This window comes from Sphingobacterium nematocida (genome assembly GCF_900168125.1).
Taxonomy (GTDB): Bacteria; Bacteroidota; Bacteroidia; order Sphingobacteriales; family Sphingobacteriaceae; genus Sphingobacterium; species Sphingobacterium nematocida.
Genome location: NZ_FUZF01000007.1, coordinates 19,101 through 39,303 on the forward strand (window position 1 = coordinate 19,101; position 20,203 = coordinate 39,303).

General features: G+C 40.9%; 12 protein-coding genes. All 12 read right to left on the reverse strand.

Annotation, left to right across the window (positions count from 1 at the left end; translation table 11 throughout):
- Positions 1–6 precede the first annotated feature (6 nt).
- Positions 7–3,621: a SusC/RagA family TonB-linked outer membrane protein gene (locus tag B5X76_RS09390; protein WP_217699642.1), complete on the reverse strand. Its 3,615-nt coding sequence runs from the start codon at positions 3,619–3,621 to the stop codon at positions 7–9.
- A 43-nt stretch (positions 3,622–3,664) separates the two neighbouring features.
- On the reverse strand, positions 3,665–4,735 hold the full coding sequence (locus B5X76_RS09395) for a FecR family protein (RefSeq protein WP_079642856.1): 1,071 nt from the start codon (positions 4,733–4,735) through the stop codon (positions 3,665–3,667).
- 53 nt (positions 4,736–4,788) lie between these two features.
- Positions 4,789–5,385: an RNA polymerase sigma factor gene (locus tag B5X76_RS09400; RefSeq protein ID WP_079642857.1), complete on the reverse strand. Its 597-nt coding sequence runs from the start codon at positions 5,383–5,385 to the stop codon at positions 4,789–4,791.
- Between the two features lie 14 nt (positions 5,386–5,399).
- Positions 5,400–7,058 (reverse strand): beta-N-acetylhexosaminidase, encoded by a 1,659-nt coding sequence (locus tag B5X76_RS09405; protein WP_217699643.1) that lies wholly within the window; start codon positions 7,056–7,058, stop codon positions 5,400–5,402.
- Between the two features lie 216 nt (positions 7,059–7,274).
- Complete coding sequence (locus tag B5X76_RS09410; RefSeq protein WP_079642858.1) at positions 7,275–8,801, reverse strand: sulfatase family protein; 1,527 nt, start codon at positions 8,799–8,801, stop codon at positions 7,275–7,277.
- A gap of 1 nt (position 8,802) precedes the next feature.
- Positions 8,803–9,189, reverse strand: a complete 387-nt coding sequence (locus B5X76_RS09415) for a BACON domain-containing protein (RefSeq protein ID WP_139375263.1) — start codon at positions 9,187–9,189, stop codon at positions 8,803–8,805.
- Positions 9,190–9,194: 5 nt separating this feature from the next.
- Positions 9,195–11,015, reverse strand: a complete 1,821-nt coding sequence (locus B5X76_RS09420) for a RagB/SusD family nutrient uptake outer membrane protein (protein ID WP_079642860.1) — start codon at positions 11,013–11,015, stop codon at positions 9,195–9,197.
- Positions 11,016–11,026: 11 nt separating this feature from the next.
- On the reverse strand, positions 11,027–14,518 hold the full coding sequence (locus B5X76_RS09425) for a SusC/RagA family TonB-linked outer membrane protein (protein ID WP_079642861.1): 3,492 nt from the start codon (positions 14,516–14,518) through the stop codon (positions 11,027–11,029).
- 138 nt (positions 14,519–14,656) lie between these two features.
- On the reverse strand, positions 14,657–15,709 hold the full coding sequence (locus tag B5X76_RS09430; RefSeq protein WP_079642862.1) for a FecR family protein: 1,053 nt from the start codon (positions 15,707–15,709) through the stop codon (positions 14,657–14,659).
- A gap of 62 nt (positions 15,710–15,771) precedes the next feature.
- On the reverse strand, positions 15,772–16,326 hold the full coding sequence (locus B5X76_RS09435) for an RNA polymerase sigma factor (RefSeq protein ID WP_079642863.1): 555 nt from the start codon (positions 16,324–16,326) through the stop codon (positions 15,772–15,774).
- Between the two features lie 178 nt (positions 16,327–16,504).
- On the reverse strand, positions 16,505–18,622 hold the full coding sequence (locus B5X76_RS09440) for a thioredoxin family protein (RefSeq protein WP_079642864.1): 2,118 nt from the start codon (positions 18,620–18,622) through the stop codon (positions 16,505–16,507).
- A 12-nt stretch (positions 18,623–18,634) separates the two neighbouring features.
- Entirely contained in the window at positions 18,635–20,203 is a 1,569-nt protein-coding gene (locus tag B5X76_RS09445) for a PKD-like family lipoprotein (RefSeq protein ID WP_079642865.1), read from the reverse strand.

The following is a 20,203-nucleotide window of genomic DNA, read 5'->3' on the forward strand; positions in this document are numbered from 1 at the left end:
TTGCTATTAAAAGTTCAGATTTAAGCCCAAAACAATGTTCTTATTTAATGGATATACCTTCCCGTTTCCGTTCTGCAACAGAACTGATGTTAAGCCGGGAGCGGCAGCATTACTACCTCCAGCCCAGGTATTAACCTGATTGATGGTCTCGGGATCAAACTGCCCCGGTAGGGAACTTATCGTGAATAAATTATCGGACGTAGCATATATACGTAGATTGCTAATACCCAACTTCTTGATAGACTCGTTGGCAAAGCTATACGAAACCATCAGGTTTTTCATACGCAGATAGGATGCATCGAGCAAGTAACGACTGGTATTATAACCGGTATTAACCTGATAATCGGTCTGAACAGGATCGGACAAACGAGGAAGGTATCCTCCCGGATTATCATAGCTAAAATAATCTAAGTGTTCTTTAAAAAAGTTACGCCCGCCAAAAAGATAGGTACTTCCGGCCATTGGAAAATCGCGCTTAGCTACACCTTGCAAGAACGCTGAAATCTCAAACCCTTTATAACCCAATTTTAAATTAACACCGAAAGAATAACGAGGAGTGGCATTGCCTATAATCGCTAAATCGCCATGATCGGATAACGTACCTTTTCCTGGATTTACCTTTCCATCGCCGTTGAGATCCAGGTATTTTAGGTCTCCCATCTGCCAGTTATTGTTGCCCTTAAAGAAGGAAAGATCGACCTGCGATAAGTAGGCGTCGATGTCACGGTTAGACATAAATAGATCGTCGGCACGGTATCCCCATACTTCGCCTATATCCATGCCTTCGTAATACCCCTTGTTGCGTGTAAGCCCTGTATGGTTGTTAAAAATAACACCTTCTGGGTTATTATACCTGGTGACGATAGCCTTATAATCGAACAGGTTGAATCCTAGTCCATAGCTAAAGCCAGATTTTAGCTTTTCTGCCCAATTAACAGAAAGCTCCCAGCCTCTGTTTCGCAGTGTAGCATTATTCACTTTAGAACGAGACTCTATGGCAATACCGGATAATAGTGGAATAGCCTCGGCAGGGCCAATCATATCGCGGGTAGTGCGCTCATATACATCTGCTGTCAGCGTAAGACGACTATCAAAAGCGCTGAGGTCTATACCCAAATTGGCATTATCTACCTTTTCCCATGTGATATAGGGGCTCACCATATTGGGTGTTAAAGCTATTGTACCACGGCTTGGCGTAGCCGTCGCTCCAGGCAATAACCAAGCATTGGCATGATCGGCTACCAGATTCATCGAGCTGATATAATCGTATAGCCCCGCTCCATTCTGGTTGCCAAGACGGCCATAGGACAACCGCAGCTTTAACTGCGATACAGGTAGGTTTAACTTTTGGAAATAATCTGCTTTGGCCATATCGTAGCCCAAAGACACAGAAGGGAATAATCCCCAACGGTGCCCGGGAGCAAAGCGAGAGGAACCATCGTAACGCCCACTCATCTCTACAAAATAGGTGTCTTGATAATGCCAGTTGAGGCGTGCAAATGTACCCATGGTAGACCAATGGCTACGGGCCTCGTCGCCAAAAATCTGACCATTAGCGTTGTCAAAAGAATAGATCCCCTCGCTCATCATATTGTCTTTGTACATATACTCGCTTGAGTAATTTTGTACTTCGGCCTGAAAACCACCCATGATCTTGAAGAAATGCTCGCCAATTCTGGATTGGTAACTTGAGGAAAGGTTGGGCGACAGATAGTAATTGAACGCCGAACCCCGGGTATAGGATCCAAACTGTGTATTTTGCCAGGTCATGCCGGGATAGTGATAGCCCTGCTTATTGCCTTGCGTAACTAAAAACGCTCCGGTAGGCTGCTCGTATTGCGGTCGCTTGAGGGTGAAATTATTGTTTTCAACGTCAAATCTTACTTTCATATCGCCAATGATATCCCAATTTTTGACCGGAGTTATCGTGCCTGATAACGACAAAGCATCGGAAATACGGGACTGCTTATAAAATGCTTCTTTAAGGAACATCATTTCGTTCCAGTTGGGCAGATTGTAAGATGAGCTAACAGGAAGATGTGTAGGTCTATTGGGATACGCATTGCCTATGGTCCCATAAAATATGGTTTGATTGGGCATAGGACGATCAATAGCATTGTACGAGAGGTTGTTGTTGAAATTGAATTTTAACCATTCTCTTGCGCGAATTTCCAGCTTACTATTAAGATTGTATTTCTTCATCTTATCCGTAACGCTATTCAACAACCCTTGTTGATCAACAAAACCGGTACCCACGTAGTAGTTGATCTTGTCCGACCCTCCCGTAATATTAAGATTGTGAATATGAAGACGGGATACATCTTTAAAATAATAATCAAACCAATCGGTATTCGCATATTGATTGTCGTAGGCACTGGCCCAGTCGGATCCATCGGTATTTAAACCAAGCCCTGGAAGACCTGTACCATATGGATTTGCCAAAAATTGCTCCATCTTCTCGATGGTGGCGTCGGTAAAGATGGGCTTTACCCCCATATTATCATTTCGTTGATTGATATAACGGGCAAACTCTACAGAGCTCATCATCTCGGGTAGATTGATCGGACTGTTAAACCCGACAGTACCCTGATAGCTTAATCGGGCTTTTTCCGCACGTCCGCTTTTGGTTGTTATTAGTACGACACCATAGGCGGCCCGTGCCCCATAAACGGCAGAAGCGGAGGCATCCTTAAGTACGGTAATAGATTCTACATCGGCCGGATTGACATTTTGCAGGCTCTGCTCTACTCCGTCTACCAATACATAGGGCTCACCGCCATTGATAGACCCTATGCCACGTATATTGAAAGAAATAGGCGCGCCAATTTCGCCTCCAACCGCATTTCCAGAGGTGGCATCAGTAGAAAAGTTTAATCCTGCCACATTTCCTTGTAGGACGGAAGTCAAATCGGTAACGGGCCTAGATTCTATATCCTCTTTTTTTATGGTCGATATGGCGGATGTAATTGTATTTCTTTTCTGGCTACCCATCCCCACGACCACCACTTCGTCCATAACGGAAACGCCCGTTAATAATTGTACACGACCAATATCGGCTTTAGCAGGAAGACGAAGTGTTTGGTAACCCAGATACGTTATACTGATAGTTCCCTTAATTTCCGGCACTTTAAGTACAAAATCTCCGGATGTATTGGTACTTGTCTCACTGCTGCTGCCATCTAAACGCACCACAGCAGAAGCGAGTGGCTGGCCATCAGCACCAAGAACCTTGCCTCGCACTTCTTGTTGCTGTCGGGCCGAGGCATCCGTTACTCGTTCTAATATTACGGTTTGCGATTCTATTTTATAACGTAGCGATGTCCCCTTCAATATATCGGACAATGCTGTCTCAATATTCGGGTAATGTGTTTGCTGAGGCTTCACGTCGATAGATTTGGCATGATCGGAAAGATAAATAAAATCATAGCCTGTCTGATCTGAAATAGTCTTAATCGTCGACTCCAGCTTATTCACTTTCTTTTCTAATTGAATACGCTGAAGTATTTCCGCATGGGCTACTTGGCTTAAGGCCAATGCAGACGAAAGCAGCAAGAAGCTATACATCTTGTCTGCCGCCCGCAGATGCCTCGACACTGTAAAAAATTTACGCTGTTTTATCATAATTAGGAATTATATTTTTTTAACTGAGATGGCTAGGATGCAACTAGCCCTTCTTAAGCAATAAGGTATTATTGACTAAACGGAACTGTATTCCGGTAGATAGTGTAAACACGCGTGCCAGATCCATTAAACTCTTCTTTTTTGATATTCGACCGTTTAACTTCACGCTGGTATCGACATTGCCACGATCGATCTTGACATTATACCATTGTGCTATTTTCTGCAACACTTCTTCTAATGGCTTGTCTTCAAAATAGAAGAAACCATCACGCCAAGCCAAGATTTCAGGAATAGAAACTGTCACAAACCTTTGATTGTCCCCTTGTGCGGCAATGCTCTGTCCCGGCTTGAGCACAATTGTCCCCGCTCCGTGTTTATTACTGGCCCACACAGCGCCATCAATTAGCGTGGTGATCGTTTGCTGGTTATCGGATTTCACATTAAAAAGTGTTCCCTTTACCTCGATATGTTGTTGGTCCGTATGTACATAGAAGGGCTTATTATGCTGATGAGCAACTTGAAATAACACTTCACCTTCCACATACACCTCTCTTTTGGTAGCAGTGAACCGGTTTGGAAAACGTAAACTTGATTCTGGACTTAACCATAATACGGACCCGTCTTCCAATTCGACCTTAAATTCTGTCCCTTTCGGTGTATGTAGCAACTGCCAACTTTCGCCCGAATATTCTTCCTGCTCGGTTAACAAGCCCGAAATCTTCATAGAAGAACTATCTAAGGCTGTATAATTTTGTTCGTTTTCACCTTTAATATATGCCTTAAAGACACCTGCCGCCTTGTCCACCTCGCTTTCTATGGGCAATGTGGCAATGGATTCGGGTTTAATAGGCACATATTGATATACCATATAAGCAGCGGCTACAAGCACTATACTAGCGGCATATCGTATCCAGACTTGCTTATAAAAGGGCTTTCTCTTATGTAATGAAGTAGGGCTCATGGTTTCCATATCTTTTGATAACTCATCATAAGACCAGCTTTCGGTAGAATGGCCACGAAAATCTGAAATACGAGAATAAAGCTCGTCCTTCTCGGTTTCCGTGATAGTACCTTCACGGTACTTATTTAATAAATCTTGGATAGACTTCTCCATATGGGCAAAGGTTTATACTATTGAGACGGGACTAATGGTGTAAAGTGGTATATCTAGTATATAAAATTTAAAAGAAATACGAGGAGGATAATGAAATAGATAATACGTTGCCTAAGACGCTTGAGTGCCATGTATATCTGCTTTTTGACGGTACCCTCGGCAATTTGAAGTTCCTCGGCGATCTCTTTATAGCTTTTTTCATCTATACGGCTCAGCAAAAAAACTTTACGCATCTGTTCGGGCAAACGTCCCAATTCGGAATCGATAATATCTTCCAGCTCTCGATATTGGTATTTATCTTCGACTTCCTCTACTGGCTCTCCTTTGTGCTGCAAGGCATCACGATAATCAAGACGTACTTTTTCCTTGGCGAAAAGATCTAAAACTCTATTGCGTATTGATTTGTAGAGATATGCTTTTAAACTTATAGCGATATTTAACTGCTCCCGCTTATCCCACAAAGCAGCAAATAAATCATGGACAACATCTTGTGCCAGATCGGTATCAGAGAGCATCCGCTCGGCGTGTATATACAATAAAGGGGCATAGCGATTGTAAATCACTATATAAGCCTGTTCATCGCCCTCACTTAAGAGTCGTAACAATCTACTATCTTCTGCTTTTTCTAAACTTGCACCTTGAGATAACATAGCGTGCTGATTGATTACTGCCTAAATAGCTTCGAATGAAAACGTACACCACTTTGTTGCCAGCGCTGAAAATGCCCTTGGTTAAGGCGCTTTACAAAATCTTGATAATCTTTTTGAGCGGGACCTGTCCAAATAGCTTCGGCCAATGCAGGCAAACGCGGCAGCATCATGTATTCTAGATGTTCTACAGAAGGTACAAACTCCGTCCATATGGCAAACTGAACACCTTTTACAAACTTATCATACTCCGCTCCTCCTAGATTCCTGTATGGCCAATAGGCATATACTTTATCTAATGTGTTTATTGAAAACCGGGCTGCCCAAGGCTCAGCTGCTGGATCATCTTGATACCTATTAAAATACAATGGATCACTTGGAGACATGATTACATCGTGCCCCATCTGTGCTGCTTTTATGCCCCCTTTTTCACCGCGCCAAGACATAACGGTACTGCTCTCGGGAAGCCCACCTTCTAGTATTTCGTCCCAACCGATTAACTTACGCCCTTTTGAACTCAAAAACTTCTCCATACGCTTGACAAAGTAGCTTTGCAGTTCATCTTCATCTTGCAGACCTAAATCTCTTTTACGTGCTTGGCATGCAGAACAGCTTTTCCAGTGTGCTTTATCGACCTCATCGCCTCCGATATGAATATATTTGCCCGGGAAAAGAGAGATTACCTCTTCCAATACGTCTTCCAAAAAGTGAAACGCCTGTTCTTTTCCTGCACAAAACTCCATGTTTACAGTGGCCTGATCGACAATACCGCCGACAACAGTACGGTTGGGCACGGCCTGTGCCTTTCCGTTGCAGGAAAGTTCGGGATATGCCGCCAGCACTGCTCCTGAATGTCCTGGCATCTCGATTTCGGGCAATATCGTAATGTTACGCTGAGCAGCATAGGCAACAACTTCTCTGACTTCGGCTTGTGTATAATAACCGCCATACCGGTAGGTATCGCGAAGATTGATCGTACTATCTTTACTATACATTCTACTGCCTACGACCTCGTTGCGCCAAGCGGCTACTTCAGTTAGTTTAGGATATTTCTTTATTTCTAATCGCCAACCTTCATTGTCACAAAGATGCCAGTGAAATACATTCATCTTGTACTGTGCCAGCAGATCTAGGATATGAAATAGGGATTCTTTCGTATAAAAGTGACGGGAAACATCCAACATCATCCCTCTCCAGTTGATTTTTGGCTGATCTTCTATATGCCCCGCCCTTAGTACGATCTTTTCATTCGTACGGACAGGAGGCAACAACTGTCGCAAGCTTTGCAATGCGTAGAATACCCCTGCATGGCCCTTCGCTTGGATAGTAATATCTTTTGTACTGATATCTAAGATATACCCTTCACTATGTAGCGGAGTCTTTATATTGTCCTGGACACGAATAGTTATTACACCGGCACCACCTTTTGCTGTACTCACCGGCAGCCCAGTCAGTTTATGTAGCTGCTCCTGATAAAGCGTTATAGTCTTTTGAATAGTATCATTTTTCCCTTTGTACTGGATATATATATCTTTATTTACTAAAAGACTATCTTCAGTCCATTGCTGTACCTGCGGTTTCGGAATAATCTGGTAACGCTGGGCTTGCACACGAAAAACCAATAATAGCATAATTGCCAAAATACAATGACGAAAAATCATCCGCATCAAATTCATATAATTCTTGTTTTATTTATCACTAAATAGGTCTAAAGGCCTTCTTCTTTCATACAAAAAGTGAAGGCTTTTATATATAGACGGGTATAGTAATGAAAGGTGGTATAAGGATAGCTCTTTTTTTTAAAGTTTTTTTAGAAAGACTTTTTTATAAGCTATTTTGTTGCAATGCGATTAAAAAAGCTTCTGAAGTTCATCACTTCAGAAGCTTATCTATTATATTTTTTGTTTAAAGATGGTTGCAGCATCTTGGTCATCAAATGCCTTTATTTGCTGTGCCAATTTTTTCTTCATTTGCTTCAGCACTTTTGCATACTTGGGCGATGCCACTACATTATGAAGCTCCTGCGGGTCGCTATTAAGATCAAATAACTCCCACGACTCTACTCGCTTGTAAAAACGGATAAGTTTATATTGTCCTGATTTAACGCCAAAATGCGGGGATACTGCGTGCTCTCCATTTTCGAAATAATGGTAATACACATCTTTACGATGCGCTTTGGATGGAGACGCTAAAACCTTAGCAAATGATTTTCCCTGCATATCTTTAGGAGCTGCTACACCTGCTAACTCTAAAATAGTAGGTGCAATATCGGCATTGACAACATTGGCGTCGATGTGTACCGAAGCTGGGATCAACTTAGGGTACCGCATTACCATAGGCGTACGGAAGGATTCTTCGTACATGAAGCGCTTGTCAAACCAGCCATGCTCGCCCATATAAAACCCTTGATCGGAAAGATAAATAACCAAGGTATTCTCTTCCAGATTATGCTCTTTCAAATAATCCAATACACGACCGATATTACGATCCATGGACTGCGCCGTGTTCATATAATCGATCATATACCGCCTGTACTTCCATTCGGCCAATGCTTTCTCATCCTTAGGCAGCGTATTTAATTGCTCAAATATAGGTTTATAGTAAGCGGCATATTGACGTTTCTGATGCTCGTTCATACGGCTAAAATTTCCGTCTTTCATCATTTTCTCCCATGAATCAAACATCTTTAAATCGTAGCCCATACGCATATCCTTTGCAATAGACATCTCCTGACGCTGAGCGGCCTCACGGCCTTGATAATCATCATAAAAGCTGGAAGGAATAGCTATACTATCTCTATCATAGGTTCCAAAATCTTTTGGGTCGGGCATCCAGGTACGATGTGTCGCTTTATGGCCTATGACAAGGCAAAATGGATTGTCTTTTTGCAACGTGTCGAGCCAGCTTAGAGCTTTGTCCGTGACAATATCGGAAACATATCCCTCGACACGCTCTCTGCCTTTTTGAGATATGAAATCGGGATTAAAATAAGAACCCTGTCCAGGAAGGATGTCGTAATAATTGAACCCTTGAAGTTCTTCGCCTAGATGGATCTTACCAATCCATGCGGTGCTATATCCGACATTTTGTAAATCTTTGACAAACAAAGACTGCGAGAAATCAAAAGTTGAGGTCTCATTATCTTTAAAGCCATTTTTATGGCTGTACTTTCCTGATAATAACGTTGCCCTAGCTGGGCCACATATGGAGTTGTTAACGTAGGCGTGTTCAAATGTCGCTCCATCTTTGGCAATACGATCGATATTGGGCGTACGTGCTACTTTTGAACCGTATGCTCCAATCGTCTGATAGGAATGATCATCGGATATAATAATCAACACATTGGGTTTCTTTTGCTGAGCAAAGGCTCCTAGGCCAATGACAGTAAATAATAATAATGTGCTTATTCTTCTTCTCATATTATTTTGACTGTTTGATTTCAATAATTTCCTTTTGCCCACCTGTTGAATGGACAGTGATGGCCACAACCCGATCTGCATTACTGGAATTAGCACCAATCTTCACATCTTGTGTAGCTTTGGATGATCCATATTTACGGGCGATAGTGACCCAGCTTACATTGTTTGCTACATCGATCCACCAACCATTGGTGCTGCCATCAATCGTTAATGTATAGGTTGCTCCAGCACTAGGCACTGTAGCAGGAATAGTACTCGTTACTGCAAATGGGCCAGCCACAGGCTTGACATGCTGATCTTTTTCGCAGGAAGACAATGTTAAAAAGGCCATAAAGCATACTAAGATACTAAGACCTATATTAAATCTGCTTATATATTTTGAATTCATAGTATTTACCAGTTAGGGTTTTGGATCCATTTTCCATTTGTTAATTCGATCATACGGTCTTGTATAGGCAATAAATAGTCCCGGTTTAGCTTGAAGCCGTATCCATTTGGCATAACCTGTTTGTACGGATCGATATATCTTGTTGAAGCACCTGCTGCACCGGTTAAATAAAAGTTGATGGATTTACCTGCCGGAGCCGTATCGAAGTACAGCAATGCATCTTTATAAAAACCAGTGGACGTGTTCTGCGCAGCTAAATTACTTCCTTGAAATAGTGCACCTAAAGGTCGCTTGCCTACAATAAGTACATCGGCAGCTGCCCAACGCATAATATCTGCCAATCGGGTACCCTCAGCCACTAATTCTACCCTGCGCTCGCGTCTGATAGCCTGAAGCTCTTTAGATAATGTACGAAATGGATAATCACTAGATGTATTATATTCTCTATCAAAATTGACATCTGGCATACCTACGCGTTGACGCAAAGGACGCAATGCATTGGCAGCTAGCGTTGGGTCGTCGCCAAGCTCGATGCTAGCTTCTGCATAATTTAATAATACCTCTGCATATCTAAACAACACTACAGGCGCTGCACTCATGCCATCATCGGCGGTAGCAGCTTGATTGTTATACTCTATATATTTATACATAGGGTAGCCTGTTGTACTTCTGTTGAACCCACTTTGATTGATAGGAGGATATGCTGCTACTACACCGCCTGGACGTATCGGTTGTCCAGGGACACCAACTGTCTGAAATAAGCGGGGATCTCGTAATGAGGGTTGCAACTCGGCACCATATGTGGCCTGTGCAGTCTCGCGAGGAGCCCCAACAAATGGCTGCCCGGCAGTAGTTAGATAATCATCGACCAAACTCAATGTCAACCCTATATCTCCACCTCCAGTAGATAAATACTTGGACGTACCATGACCTATATTTTCGGCAGGATTGTATTTACGCCACAAGAGCACCTCATTATTGCTGCGCAAATCCGTGCTGATAAACATATTCTTATAGTCTTCGTTTGGCTTGTTTGTACTATAGACCCTCCAACGCCCAGCGTCCATTATTTTCTTGGACGCGTCACGAGCGGCTCTCAAATACGATTGAATCTTTTCATCGGTTACATCTTTACTAGCAAAACCCGTGGCTTTGGCTTTATGGTACTTCTGCCATGTACCTTCATACAATCCAACCCTGGATATCATGGCCAAAGCTACATCTTTATGAATACGCATGGTATTGCTGTTAGACTGTACAGATAACAGTTCGCTGGCATATTCTAAGTCTTTTAATATGGAATCCACAATCACGAGGCGACTGTCGCGCGCTAAAAGTGTAGACTCATCATCAGCACTCAAAATCGAGTTGACCCAGCTCACATCGCCATATTTATTGACTAAACTGAAATAAAACCAAGCTCTGAAAAAATAAGCCTCGCCCAGGTATTGATTGACATCAGCAATACTTCCTTTGGCTAATGGAGCCTTGGTCAAAAAGAAGTTTATTCCTCTAATTTGATTATATTCCGTCAAGGCGACTGCATTTGAACGCGTGAGCTGTCCATTTAACCGGGTATTGACCGCAGTAAAAATCATATTGTCGGTGCGAGCGTCATCAAATGCAACACCTACCCCTCCTGTAGTGCTAGGATGGCCAGGCAACTGTTCATAAAACTGATTCATATACAATCGTAACTCATTGACGGTGGCTAAACTTCCTGTAGTCGAAAGCTGATCTTGAGGCATACGATTTAGAAAATCATCATTGCAGCTTGCAAAAACCAGCAATGTGAATAGTAGATATAAATATTTAATAATTTTCATTGTTCCAAGATTTAAAAGGTAAGGTTCAATCCGAAAGAATAGACTTTACTCAAAGGATATAATTTTCCTGTGCCCGGTCCGCCAACTGTTGTTTCTGGATCAAACATGCCCATAAGTTTAGTGAAGGTGAGTAAATTTTCTCCGCTACCAAATACGGTCAATCGGTTAACCTTAAATTTATTGGTCCATGTATTGGCAAAGGTATAATTGACCGTTAAATTTTTGAGCCTAATATAGGATGCATTCTGTATGTACCTGCTGGAAGGGGACTGTGTCTTATTCGCATAGGAATTGATGGCTCCAACTGGTGAAATATAGGGGTTAGGATAGTAAGCATCAGGATTAGTCTCGCTATAATAGTCCAAATGCTCTTTAAAGACATTGACCTGTGCCAAAGAACCGGAGCCCCAGAAGTAGGCGTCTAATGCTCCAGGCAAGAACTGCTGTTTACCAACGCCTTGCCACAACATATTCATACCCCATCCTTTATAATTCAACCCTCCGGAGAGATTGAAATTGTATCTTGCGCTACTATTGCCAATAATACTATAATCGCCCATATCTCCAACACGGTTTGCACCTATATTTATTTGCCCATCGTTATTGATATCTTCATATTTGACATCTCCAGCTACCCAATCTCGTGCCGATAGGTAAGATCGATCTAACTTATTGTATTCTGTCGCCTCTTCGGCAGAACGAATAAGACTATTTGCAGTATACCCCCAGATCTCTCCCACTTCTTTGCCTTCATACCAAGCTCCAGAAGGATTAAACTTAGTCGGGTTTTGATACTTGGTAACAATAGACTTGTAGTCTGTCAGCATAATACCGATATCATAGCTCAAGTCGTCTGAAATTTTATCACGCCATTTTAACGAGAGCTCCCAGCCTCTAGTTCTCAGATCGGCATTGTTTGTTTGCGGTGGCGTAGCTCCGAACATATCGGCCACATCCCTAGATGGCCCCAACATATCGCGCGTATTACGCTGATACCATTCTACTGTACCTGACAACCTGTTATCTAATACGGTAAAGTCTGTACCAATATTAAAACTTTGCACCTTTTCCCACGTAATCAACGGATTGAATGCGGATGGAGATTGGATATAACTCTCTCTTTTATCGCCAAAATAATATTTTCCACCTGCACCTAAATTAGGCACAACAATGTTCAGTGATTCTAGGTAAGCGTATCTACCTGCCCCTGCTTGATTCCCTAAATTGCCATAAGAACTACGTATTTTGAATTGATTGATCCAGCTTATTTTGTCTTTGAAAAATTGCAACTCGCTCATATTTACCGCAGCAGACACAGACGGAAAAAAGCCCCAACGCTGATCTTCGGCAAAGCGCGATGAGCCATCATAACGTCCGTTTACTTCCAACAAAAAGGTGTTTGCATAGTTGTAATTTGCACGGGCAAAAAAGCCTCTGGTGGCCCAATGGTTTCGCACTTCTTTGGATGATTTAGTACCTGTAGCAAGATCAGTACCTGGTCTATCAAAAGAAATAAGTTCGGTAGCCGATGCGCTAAGCTCCTTTAATTGGTTATACTCCTGTTGAAAACCTGCAGTAAAGTCAATCTGATGCTTTTCAAGGTCTACCTTATAATTCGTATATATGTTGGGAGAGATATAGGTCTCTTCTTGCATAGTACGAGCAAAACTACCCGAAAGAGGGATATTGTATTCTGAACGATTTACCAGTATAGGCGTATTATCAATTCCATAAATCGTACCTGGTATTTTCAATACCGAATTTTCATAATTGAACTTACGAAGATTCAGGTCCGTAAAAATCTTCCAATTTTTAAGTGGGGTAAATTCCAGACCACCAAGTATAGCTAAGGTACCATTACTCGTCTTATCTTCGGCGCCTGATTGCAAATAAGGAACAATAGATTGCTCGGTAAAATTTCCATAAAAGTCGTAAGGGGAAACATTGGGACGCATACGTGCCAGATTGTGAAAAAACATACCTTCAAAACCTGCTAGTGGAGATAGATTGTTACCCTGCGTATACTTTACATTTGTTTTTAATTTAACAAAATTGGTTAGCTCAGAATTGACGGATACGTTGAAATTATAACGGTTGTAGTCGATATCTGCATAGCGTAACGATCCGCCTTCATTATAATAACCACCAGATACAAAAAACTGGGTACCATCGTTTCCGCCACTCATATTCATATTATAATTCTGACGGACAGCATAAGGCTTGTAATGAAAATTAAACCAGTCTGTATTGGCCACCCCATTGGAACTATTTTCCCAACTTCCGTAATTATTGGTATTAACTTCTGGAAAGATGGATACCGATGTCGGATCGTTGATATACTGCTGCAATAAAGCTATTTTTTCTTCGGAATATTGCTTCGTTCCTAAGGCATTGAACGTACCAGCATTAAAGTAATTTGCAAAATCAACCGAATTGGCCATATCGAGCAAGTTAACCGGGGAAGTAAAACCGGTATTGCTACTGATGTGAACCTGCTTACGACCCGATTTACCTTTTTTGGTAGTTACCAAAATAACACCGTAGGCCGCTCTAGACCCATAAATGGCTGCGGCAGATGCGTCTTTCAAGACAGAAATATTCTCTATATCGCTCGGATTTACATCAGATAACGACATCTCCATTCCATCGACAAGCACATAAGGTTGATCTGAACCACTTAAATTGCCCGTACCACGTACATTTAATTTAAAAGATTGCCCGGGCTTGGTGTTACCATTAACACTTACGTTTAAACCAGGCATCACGCCTTGAAGACTTTGCGTAACATTGACAACTGGACGATTTTCTAGATCTTCGCCAGAGATCGTAGCCACTGAGCCCGTTAAATTGACACGCTTTTGGGTACCATAGCCGACGACTACAACTTCTTCTAATTGTGCTAAATCTTCTTCTAAAACAACCTTTAGTGGATCTTTTTGGTAAGCGACCTCTTTTCCTAAGTAGCCCAAATAACTAAACTGCAATATGGCATCAGCCTTATCTACTTCGATAGAAAACTGACCTTCATTATTTGTTCTTGTAGCTCGGCCTGAACCTTTTATTTTTACAGAAACCGATGACAATACTTTCCCATACTTATCGACAACGACACCTGAAGCAATCTTAGCTTGTTGATCTTTATAAGCAATAAGAATGCGGTTGCCGCTTAATGTAGTGAGTTTAAAGGATTGCTCTTCAAGAATAGGAATCAATAAGTCCTTCCAATTGACTTGGTGTACATTGATATCTTTAACACGAATATCTTTTAAAAGATTGTCATGGTAAATAAATGACACATCAGTCTGCTCTTCTATAGATAGTAGCAGGTTCTTTAGATTGATATCTTTGAAACGAAGTGATACCGTACCCTGCGCTTTAACGTCCAAAGTGACATGGCTCGCTGCGAAAGTGGTAAAGAATAGGAGAATAAATTTGACCATCAAGATCCATTTAAGATAACACGTTATCGGCACATGAGTACCGATGTGTGGTTTTTTTTTCATAATTTTAGAATAAATTTTAATCAATTGAGCATCTTACTTTCCTAGGGCTCGATGCTCGTGGTTAACTACATTGGGTACAATTTCTCTGAAAATTGTGCCCTTTTTTTACGGATATTTTCTTATCATTTTGGCATTATTTTAATCAATAAAAATAGTGTCTCTTTCTACAGTATATTTAATCTGTCCACCGGTCTGATTCAAAAACTTTAACACATCTTCGCACTCAGGCTCCTGAAAAACACCACTAAACTCTTTATTTTGCTGTTTATCGCTCTTTAATATAATTACCCGATTGTACCATCGGCTTAATTTCTCCACTACCGAAGGTAGTGGGTCGGCATTTAACACCAGCTTATTTTCAATCCATTTTAGCTCTAAACCTTCGTTGGTTAAAGGGTTGATCTTCTTGTAAACGACCTGCAGATCTACCGCTTCTACCGCGTGCTGCGAATTCTTATGAAGTTCATGAGTTCCTCTTTTCGAAACAACAACCCGATCTCCGGGTGTTAAGATATATTCTTGCTTCGTATTGTCCGTAACATTTAATTTTACCTTGCCCTCGATTAACGAAGTTTCAGTCTGATGATCGTCGGGATAGGAACGAACGTTAAACACGGTACCTAACACTTCAATGAGAGCTTCTGCAGTATGTACATGTAAAGGCAGATTCTTGTTTTTAGCGACAGAAAAATATGCCTCACCTACTAAACTAATGTCTCTATGTTTGCTGCCATAGCCACTTTTTACTTTTAACTCACTCTCATTATTTAGCCATATCTCTGTACCATCAACAAGTTTAAAAAACTTGCGCTCGCCTTTCTGCGTGCGTACAGTTTGCCATTGTTCCTTGACAGCTACCGGTTTGCCTTTGTAAAATGTGAACCAACAAAAAGCGAAAGCTACTATTACAGCGGCTACTGCAAATAGAGGCCTAAGATACCTGCGAATAGACTTCGTAGGAACAGGTGATTCGATTAAATTCAACGAGTTAGGCCTCGTTTTTTCATAAACGATTTGAGCTTCAATATCTGTTGGTAATGAGTCTGCTTGCTTTTCTAAAAACCGAAGCATTTCAGCGACATTGTCGTCTTGTATTGCAGCATAGTGCAAGCACTCCCGCTCTTGTTCAGAAAGGGTACCTTTTAGAAGTTTTTCGAAAAGCTCTAATAACTGCTGCTCAGATAAAGACATACATAATCGTTGTTTACTATAGATATAGACACCAACGAATCAGAAAACCCCCAATACTATTTTTACTTTTTGTATTTTAATGTCTCCCAAAGTTTTTTGATAGCGATCTGGATATGGCGATCCACGGTTTTTACGGAAATATCCATCTTTTCGGCCGTCTCTTTGTAGGATCGCTTTTCCTCTTTGACATATTGGAATGCCTGCTTTGTCTTTTCGGGCAATTGCTCGATAGCATGATGAATACGACTCAACGATTCGGATTGTATGAAAATATGCTCTGGCGAACTATTGTCTAGTCGTGTGTCTTGATCTTCGAGCTCTTCCGGAGTTGAAAAAGTGAGTGACCGTACACGCCCAATATTCAGGCATTTATTCTTTACCGACCGCAGCATATAGTGTTCAACAGATGAAATGTGTACCAAATCTGGCCCTAAGTGCCACATCTTCCACATAATCTCGGAAGCTACGTCTTCAGCTAAATGGCTGTCTTTGAGAAATGAATACGCATAAATACGTAGCGGTTGAAAATTTGAAATAAAAAAAGTCTTAAAAACGGACTCATCCCGATTTATACCGATAGCTTTTTTATCATAATCTGAAAGCGGTTTAATAGTCATCTCGTTAATTTAGACTCCGCAAGTTAACTATAAAAATAGTAACATTCAAAATTGCTAAAAGCTTCTACCTCAGAAATTGGTTGAGCCAAAAGGAACGGCTAAGAATTAAAAAAACTCAAAAACAGTACTGTTTTTGAGTTTTAAGATCAATTTCTGATCACTTGAAAAGTCCTTTAATTTAACCTTTTTGTAGAGAGTCTGCCGGTATTCTATCCCTAAACATGGTAAAGGCTTCGATATTCATCTGATCGGTCTCTACAGACAGTATATTATCGAGTATTTTCTTTAACAATCTGTTCTGTTCAGCTGTCCCCTTATTGGGTACACTTAAAGCTCTATAGCTAGCAAATACTCTATTTTTACCTTTGAACTTTACTAAATTTTTATCCAAAAATTCAAGAACACCATCCATATCTTCCTTTTCCGAGAGACGAACCAATTGCAATAGATTTTTTGTTTCGGAACTAGCATTCAGTTGAAAGGACTCTAACAATGGAAATTGTTCATCCAAGAACCGAGGTTGCCTAAATTGTGCCTGATAATTCATCACAATCTTAGGAAATACCGAATCTACTAATTCCTGAAAATCATACCAACCTAAATTCTTGGTAAACTGAGCGTGATTTGTCATAAAAAACTGCATTCTTTCTGACTTAGTCGACTGGGCGTACTTATAAACAAATGCGTATTCTTTGGATAGACGCTGTGTTGAGCTTAATGTTTTAAAAAGTGAATCAACTAACATCTCACCTCTACCACGCTGACCTGCTTCAAAATACCCTTTAGCAAGTTGATCTATCAGATCTGGTGTTCTAGCAGACTTGTCTTGATAGGTCTTAATAAGGTCCGCTAGTGGCGTAGACTTTAGACCGCTCTCTAACTTCTGGATCAACTCATCGCCACTCATAAAGCCAACGATACGGTGTAATTCCTTCCCTTGCAAATCTAGAATAAGATAAGTAGGATATGCATTGATAGCATATTTTTTGCGTATTTCTACACCTTCTCCCTTTTCGGCATTGACCTTGAGTGCCAAAAACTTGTCATTGATATAGCTTCCAACTTTAGGAAGAGGAAAAACGGATCGATCCATTTCCTTACAAGGTCCACACCAATCGGTATAAGCATCTAGAAATACCAGCTTACGATCATTAGCGGCCTGTTGTAAAGCTTGGAATAGCGGTATAGTTTTAAAGTCTACTCCGTCTTTCATCTTTACCTTTTGAATATCACCTAAAATACGGGTTAGCATTTTTTGGTTGTATTCCGATTGTGCAGGGATATAATTTACCATTAGCTCTTCTTGAATATCGTTGATTACTAAGGAATCGATAGTCTTATCGGCTTTGAATCCTAGCATGATGATGAAACGATCTGCTTCTCTCAACTTTGGAAAAGTTGATTTTAACACTTGAAGAGCGGGTAATGTTCTACCATAGGCAAGACGAGCATCCAAAATAGTCAGAAGAGGACTTACCTCTGGCAAATCTTTAATCTGAGCTTGCTGTGCGAATGTTTTAGCATGGGCTATTTTTTGCGCGTCTGCAGTAAGATTGCCATTAACATAAGGCATGATTTCTACACGCAGCATACGTGTTAGATAACTGTTTACCGTCTGCTCTCCCACCGACTTGCGATAAGCATCTTGTCGTTTGAGTAAATCGGAAATACGTGTATCGGTAGCTTTTTGGGTATAGCGTTCAAAGATATACCAGTTTTCAGGAAGTACACGTTTCGCATCTGACAATGACTTATAATAAGCATCGATTACAGCAAACCCCTCGGTTTCATTATCTGACTTCATGATAGAAAAGGCATAGTCATTGACTAACTGAGCGCTGCGCTCGCCTTTTTTATATCGCTCCACAATACGCTCCTCTGATCGGTCTTTATCTAAACCCTTTTCTACAGACTCAATAAATAAGGCTACGCTAGATGACCCTACAACACGATGTACTTCTGTACCACTAGCATCTTGCATAACAAAAGTTGGGTAACCCGTTACTTTGTTTGATTTGGCCAATTGTACGCCCTCGCCCTTCTCTGCATTAATCTTAACAAAGACGAAGCGCTTACGCATCATATCCTGCACTTTAGGATCGGTAAACACTTCCTTATCCATGACTTTACACGGAAGACACCAATCCGTATAAAAGTCAATAAACAAAAGCCTATTGTTCTTCTTTGCTTCCGCCAGCCCTTCTTTATATGAAGTAAGAACCTCGACTGGTTGCTGTCCCAATAGCATAATTGGACAGCAGAATAGTACGATAAGTAATTTTAGTTTGTTTAACATTTCTTTTATTTCTTAGCTAGCATTTCTCCAACTCATATTTTTGATTTTAGACAGTCCTGTCCAAACCACTGTTTCGTCTTCTTTCATTTCGATCGTATTCGTGTTGTTTTGTAAGATCATCTTGTGCAGTCGTCCCTTACTCGTTGAGTTATAGGTGGCAACGTAGAGATCAAGACTAGTTGTACTCGCCTGTATATCCGAATGTAACATAGTGATTTCATCTCCATAATCCTTTATCATCACAATACGCTCACTTCCTGTGTTATAATCATAAGCATATAATTTACTACCTATAGCAAAATACATGGCAGTACGTGTACTAGCGAATGCAAAAAGTTTTGATTTATTAAGCTCGTCGCTAAATTGCCTATTAACCGTATAACCATTTCGCTTGCTTGGTGTTCCATAGGCATAAAATTTATAAATATAGAATAGGCTATTCTGATCTTTCATTAATGCAAATGAATTACCACTTGATGACCCCCCGTCCGTATTTTTAGTATTCTCTGCATATAACATCGTTCTACCTGCGGGCTGAATCCAAGGAAATGCATCGTTTGGTCCATCAGCGAGCACGGTAAGGTTGGCTGAACTAGCAGCTGTAGTGCGTAAGAAACGATTATTATCTTTATCAAAAACGATATAACCTGACAAAGCACTTGATCCTCCATGTAATATATATGGGGCCAACTTCAATAGTGGAGCCCCACTCACCGTAGTCAAGCGGTTTATAGGATTACTATAAATATCACCAGAAATAATACCTGCAGTAAATAAATCACCAGTATTTGTCAACATTACCCTTTGGCTTCCGACAATTGTACCACTATATGTCGCTGTTTTTGGCGCATAATCCACTGGAAATATCTTATCTGCAAGGCTATAGCTTGTATACATCATGTTTTTAAAAACACTCAGAGCGTTGGTTTGGAATGAGTTTTTGTCTACATAATACCCCGCATCTGTCCCAGAAATCCACACCTTTGCTTGGGCATTTACAGAAGAGTTTCCATTACCGGTATGAAAGATACTGGTAGCACCTTTAAATCGAGGAACACCATTGTCATGCAACAATTCTCTGATTATAACAGTATCTCCTACAACATAAGAAATCATCTCTGCTTCAGCATATCCAGCTTCATCTTCACCAATCAACAGAAAGCCTGTGGCTGTCTGTGTCGTTACATTCAAAACAGTTCTAGTAGTCCAAGTAACCGAAGTCTCTTTATCCTTAACCTTATAATAAATACTGTAGGAGCCCGGGACGGCAGAAACTAAATAATCTAAATCCCGCTCAGTGCTAATAATCGTACCTTTCCAATCCAAATCGGTAGTGGGAGTACTTTTTACCAACTTCCACTCATATGTATAACGATCTGGTGTATCCGTGTCTTCTGAAAACACAAGAGTTGGAGAAATACGAATCGTATCACTTTTAAATACTGCGGTATAGCTTTGTTCAAGACCAGCAATATTTACTTCATTAATATCGTGGTAACTATAATTGCCCAAGTCCTTACTACAAGACCCCAGCAAAAAGACTATCACAAAAAAATGTATGGTATATAATTTCTCTTTCAT